Source organism: Micromonospora sp. RV43 (genome assembly GCF_001029515.1).
GTDB lineage: Bacteria > Actinomycetota > Actinomycetes > Mycobacteriales > Micromonosporaceae > Micromonospora > Micromonospora aurantiaca.
Genome location: NZ_LEKG01000289.1, coordinates 1 through 5,092 on the forward strand (window position 1 = coordinate 1; position 5,092 = coordinate 5,092).

The 5,092-nt window shown below is 71.6% G+C and carries 2 protein-coding genes and 1 pseudogene; 2 read left to right on the plus strand and 1 reads right to left on the minus strand.

Annotation, left to right across the window (positions count from 1 at the left end; translation table 11 throughout):
* The first annotated feature begins 285 nt into the window (after nucleotides 1-285).
* Together ileS and ABD52_RS36070 are read left to right on the plus strand one after the other, a co-directional pair.
* The gene (gene ileS / locus ABD52_RS36065; RefSeq protein ID WP_047894695.1) at nucleotides 286-3,432 is read left to right on the plus strand and encodes an isoleucine--tRNA ligase; all 3,147 of its coding nucleotides are present in this window, start codon (nucleotides 286-288) and stop codon (nucleotides 3,430-3,432) included.
* 157 nt (nucleotides 3,433-3,589) lie between these two features.
* Nucleotides 3,590-4,297: a 1-acyl-sn-glycerol-3-phosphate acyltransferase gene (locus tag ABD52_RS36070; RefSeq protein WP_013288019.1), complete on the plus strand. Its 708-nt coding sequence runs from the start codon at nucleotides 3,590-3,592 to the stop codon at nucleotides 4,295-4,297.
* Between the two features lie 4 nt (nucleotides 4,298-4,301).
* Here ABD52_RS36070 and ABD52_RS36075 read toward each other — a convergent pair.
* Nucleotides 4,302-5,092: pseudogene (locus tag ABD52_RS36075) on the minus strand (hypothetical protein); the annotation flags it as partial.

The window sequence follows — 5,092 nt, forward strand, 5'->3', positions numbered from 1 at the left end:
GGTGATACTCGGCGGCGCGGTGGGTGGGGGGTCGAGTACGCTTGACGGGCACAGGCGACGACCCGGCCATCACCGGCGAGCCTCCGGAAGAACGGCCGGGTCACCGGCTCAGTAGAACCGGACGGGACCGGCCCGTCACAGCCGGCCAACGAGCGGGCGGTCGCACCTCGGCCGCCAAGCGGGGTGGTACCGCGGGCCACACCCGGGCGCCGGTCACGGCGTACCGGATTCGGCTCGTCCTCGCAGACCACGGACGAGTGAGCTGCTGAGGGAGAGCGACAGGCGATGGCCTATCCGTTGCACGACCCGACCGGCGCCGGTGTACCGGCGAGCCCGGACCTGCCCGCGGTCGAGCGCCGGGTGCTGGAGCACTGGACGGCCGACAAGACCTTCGAGGCGTCGGTGGAGGCCCGCGACGCCGGCCGGGACGGCGAGAACGAGTACGTCTTCTACGACGGCCCGCCGTTCGCCAACGGCCTGCCGCACTACGGCCACCTGTTCACCGGCTACGTCAAGGACGTGGTGCCGCGCTACCAGACCATGCGTGGCAGGCACGTCGAGCGCCGGTTCGGCTGGGACTGCCACGGCCTGCCCGCCGAGGTGGTGGCCGAGAAGCAGCTCGGCATCACCACCAAGGCGGAGATCCTCGACCTCGGCGTGGCCCGGTTCAACGACGCCTGCCGCACGTCGGTGCTGGAGTTCACCCACGACTGGGAGCGGTACGTCACCCGGCAGGCCCGCTGGGTCGACTTCGCCAACGACTACAAGACGCTCGACCTGGACTACATGGAAAGCGTCATGTGGGCCTTCAAGACCCTGCACGACAAGGGTCTGGTCTACGAGGGCTTCCGGGTGCTCGCGTACTGCTGGCGGTGCGAGACGCCGCTGTCGAACACCGAGACCCGGATGGACGACGTCTACCGGGACCGGCACGACCCGACGCTCACCGTCTGGTTCGAACTGACCGCCGACGAGAACGCGCCGGAGCCGCTGCGCGGGCCGGTCAAGCTGGGCGTCTGGACGACCACGCCGTGGACGCTGCCGTCGAACCTGGCGCTCGCCGTCGGCCCCGACATCGAGTACGCGCTGCTGGAACGCGACGGTGAGCGCTACGTCGTCGGCGCCGCGCGCCTCGGCGCGTACGCCAAGGAGCTGGAAGGGTACGAGCAGGTCGGCACCGTGTACGGCCGCGACCTGGTCGGACGCCGCTACACGCCGCTCTACGACTTCCTGGTCGAGCCGGCCGGCCCGAACGCGTACCAGGTGCTCGGCGCGGACTTCGTGACCACCGAGGACGGCACCGGGATCGTCCACCTGGCGCCCGCCTTCGGTGAGGACGACCAGAACACCTGCAACGCCGCCGGCATCCCCACCGTCGTGACGGTGGACGACCACACCCGGTTCACCGCGCTGGTCCCGCCGTACCAGGGCGAGCAGGTCTTCGACGTGAACAAGCCGGTGATCCGGGAGCTGAAGGAGCGGGGGGTGGTGCTGCGGCAGGACACCTACACCCACTCCTACCCGCACTGCTGGCGCTGCGACACCCCGCTGGTCTACAAGGCGGTGTCGTCGTGGTTCGTCGCCGTGTCGACGTTCAAGGACCGGATGGTCGAGCTGAACCAGCAGATCAACTGGACCCCCGGGCACATCAAGGACGGCTCGTTCGGCAAGTGGCTGGCGAACGCCCGGGACTGGTCGATCAGCCGGAACCGGTTCTGGGGCTCGCCGATCCCGGTGTGGAAGTCCGACGACCCGAACCACCCGCGGGTGGACGTGTACGGCTCGCTGGAGCAGATCGAGCGGGACTTCGGCGTACGCCTGACCGACCTGCACCGGCCGGCGGTGGACGACCTGGTCCGCCCCAACCCGGACGACCCGACGGGCAAGTCGATGATGCGCCGGGTGCCGGAGGTGCTGGACTGCTGGTTCGAGTCCGGCTCGATGCCGTTCGCCCAGGTGCACTACCCGTTCGAGAACCGCGAGTGGTTCGAGCACCACTACCCGGGTGACTTCATCGTCGAGTACATCGGGCAGACCCGCGGCTGGTTCTACACCATGCACGTGCTGGCCACCGCGCTGTTCGACAGGCCGGCGTTCCGCAACTGCCTGAGCCACGGCATCCTGCTCGGCTCGGACGGGCGCAAGATGTCCAAGAGCCTGCGCAACTACCCGGACGTCTACCACGTGTTCGACTCGCACGGGTCGGACGCGATGCGGTGGATGCTGATGTCCTCGCCGGTGCTGCGCGGCGGCGACATGGCGGTAACCGAGTCGGGCATCCGGGACGCGGTGCGCCAGGTGCTGCTGCCGCTGTGGAACGTCTGGTACTTCTTCTCGCTGTACGCCAACGCCGACGGCCACACCGCGCGTCGTCGTACCGACTCCACGAACGTGCTCGACCGGTACGTGCTGGCGAAGACGAACGAGCTGGTGGCGACCGTCGGCGCGCAGATGGACGCGTACGACATCTCCGGCGCCTGCGCCACCGTGCGGTCCTACCTGGACGCGCTGACGAACTGGTACGTGCGCCGGTCCCGGGACCGGTTCTGGGCCGGCGACGCGGACGCGTTCGACACGCTCTGGACCGTGCTGGAGACGCTGTGCCGGGTGGTGGCGCCGCTGGCGCCGCTGACCGCCGAGGAGATCTGGCGCGGGCTGACCGGCGAGCGGTCGGTGCACCTGACCGACTGGCCGCAGGCGGAGGAGTTCCCGGCCGACCACGAGCTGGTCTCCGCGATGGACAACGTCCGGGCGGTCGCCTCGGCGGCGCTGTCGCTGCGCAAGGCCAAGGGCCTGCGGGTACGGCTGCCGCTGGCGAAGCTCACAGTGGCGTCGCCCGTCGCCGCCCAGCTGCGGCCCTTCGCCGACCTGGTCGCCGACGAGGTGAACGTCAAGGAGGTCGTGCTCACCGACGAGGTGTCCGCGTACTGCCAGCAGGTGCTCACCGTGGTGCCGCGGGCGCTCGGCCCGCGCGTCGGCAAGGCCGTCCAGCAGGTCATCAAGGCGGTCAAGGCGGGGGAGTGGGAGCTGCGCGACGGCGCCCCGGTCGCCGCCGGGGTCACGCTCGCCGAGGGCGAGTACGAGCTGCGCCTGGTCGCCGCCGACGCCGAGCACTCCGCGCCGCTGCCCGGCGGTGAGGGAGTGGTCGTGCTGGACACCGAGGTCACGCCGGAACTCGCAGCCGAAGGGCTGGCCCGGGACGTGGTCCGGGTCGTGCAGCAGGCCCGCCGGGAGGCCGACCTCGACGTGTCCGACCGGATCACGGTGGCCGTCTCCGCCTCGGAGGAGGTGCGCGCGGCCGTCGCCGCGTACACCGGGTTCGTGGCCCGGGAGGTGCTCGCCGACAGCATCGACTTCGCCGAGGGCCTCGACGGCTTCGACGGCGAGGCCGGCGAGGGCGAGCGCGTGACAGTGACGGTCCGCAAGGTGTGATGTAAGGCGGGGGCCCTTCTTAACGCCTCAGGTAGAGGAGGGGCCCCTGCTTAACACCCGCACCCAGCGAGTGGACTGCGGACCACCCGCTCGGTGGCGGACGGCCGCGTCGGCTACCGTGACAGCGCCTGTTTCACGTACGACCGCCGGAGGACCCGTGCCCCTGCTCTACACCATCGGCAAGCTCACCGTGGCGCCCGCGCTCCGGTTGGCCTTCCGTCCGCACGTGGAGGGTTTGGAGCACATCCCGGCGACCGGCGGCGCGATCTTCGCCAGCAACCACCTCTCCGTCGCCGACGAACTGCTCCTCGGCACCGTGGTGCCCCGCCACCTGGCGTTCTGGGCCAAGTCGGAGTACTTCAAGGGCACCGGGCTCAAGGGCGGCTTCTCCAAGTTCGTGCTCACCGGGCTGGGTGCGATCCCGGTCGAGCGGGCCGGCGGCCGGGCCGCGCTGACCGCGTTCGACGCGGCGATCCCGGTGCTCAAGGCCGGTGACCTGGTCGCCGTCTACCCGGAGGGCACCCGCTCCCCGGACGGGCGTCTCTACCGCGGGCGCACCGGCACCGTCCGGCTGGCGATCGCCGCCGGCGTGCCGATCATCCCGGTCGGCGTGACCGGCACCGACAAGGCCCAGCCGATCGGTACGCGGATCCCGCGACCGGGCCGCGCCAAGATCACCATCAAGTTCGGCAAGCCGCTGGACTTCACCGGCCGCCCCGACGACCGCACCTCGCTGCGCGCGATGACCGACGAGATGATGGCCGAGATCCAGAAGCTCAGCGGCCAGGAGTACGTCCCGCGCTACGCCCCGAAGCGCGCCGACCAAACCGCAGGCGACCAGGCCGGCGGCGAGCAGACCGCCTGAGCGGTCAGGACTTCGGCACCACCACGCGCTGGCGCAGGTCGTTCAGCAGCCGCCCGCTGTCGTCCACCGACAGCCGGGTGAACACGCCCGTGGTGAGGCTGCCGTGGTCGGCCGAGACGCAGACCACCACCGAGTCGCCGTCCGCCCGGCCCACGGCGCAGCGCTCGTGGCGCCCCCGTACGCCGGTGTCCACGGCCACCGACTCCTTCAGGGCGTAGTCCCCGGCGAGGCGGTCGAGTTCCGCCTTGGCGTCCGACTCCGGGCTGAACCGCAGCCCGGTGCTGCCGAACAACGTCACCCGCTTGCCGTCGCTCGTGCTGTAGATGCCGGCGAACGTGTCCTCGGCGAGCAGGTTCGCCTCGCGTACCTGGGATTTCAGCTCCTCGGCGGCGGTCCGGCTGCTCTCGTCCTGGCGCAGCCGCATCGAGTCGATCTGGTCCGGGAGGGTGGCGCTGGCCGGGTACTGGCTGGAGATCGGCTGGAACCACCAGAGCGGGAGGCCGCAGCAGCAGGCGACGGAGAGCAGCAGCACCCAGGGCCAGCGGCGCCGGCGGCGGGTCCGCTTGGGCGGCTGCTGCCAGCCCGGCGGCGGTGCGACAGGCGGCCCGGCCTTGCCCCGGCGCTGCTCCGGCGGCCGTCCGGGCTTCGCCGGCGGAGCGACGGGCACCGCGGGCGGCAGCGGCCGGGCGGCGGGCGGACCGGGGTGGTGCGGCGGCGAGACCGGCCGGGCCGGTCCGGGGTACGGCGGGCTGTGCGGCGGTGGTGAGACCGGCCGGGCTGCGGGCGGCGCGGGAC

Excerpts from the sequence above, each read along its gene's own strand:
- ileS (WP_047894695.1), top strand. The coding sequence starts at position 286 with ATGGCCTATCCGTTGCACGACCCGACCGGCGCCGGTGTACCGGCGAGC.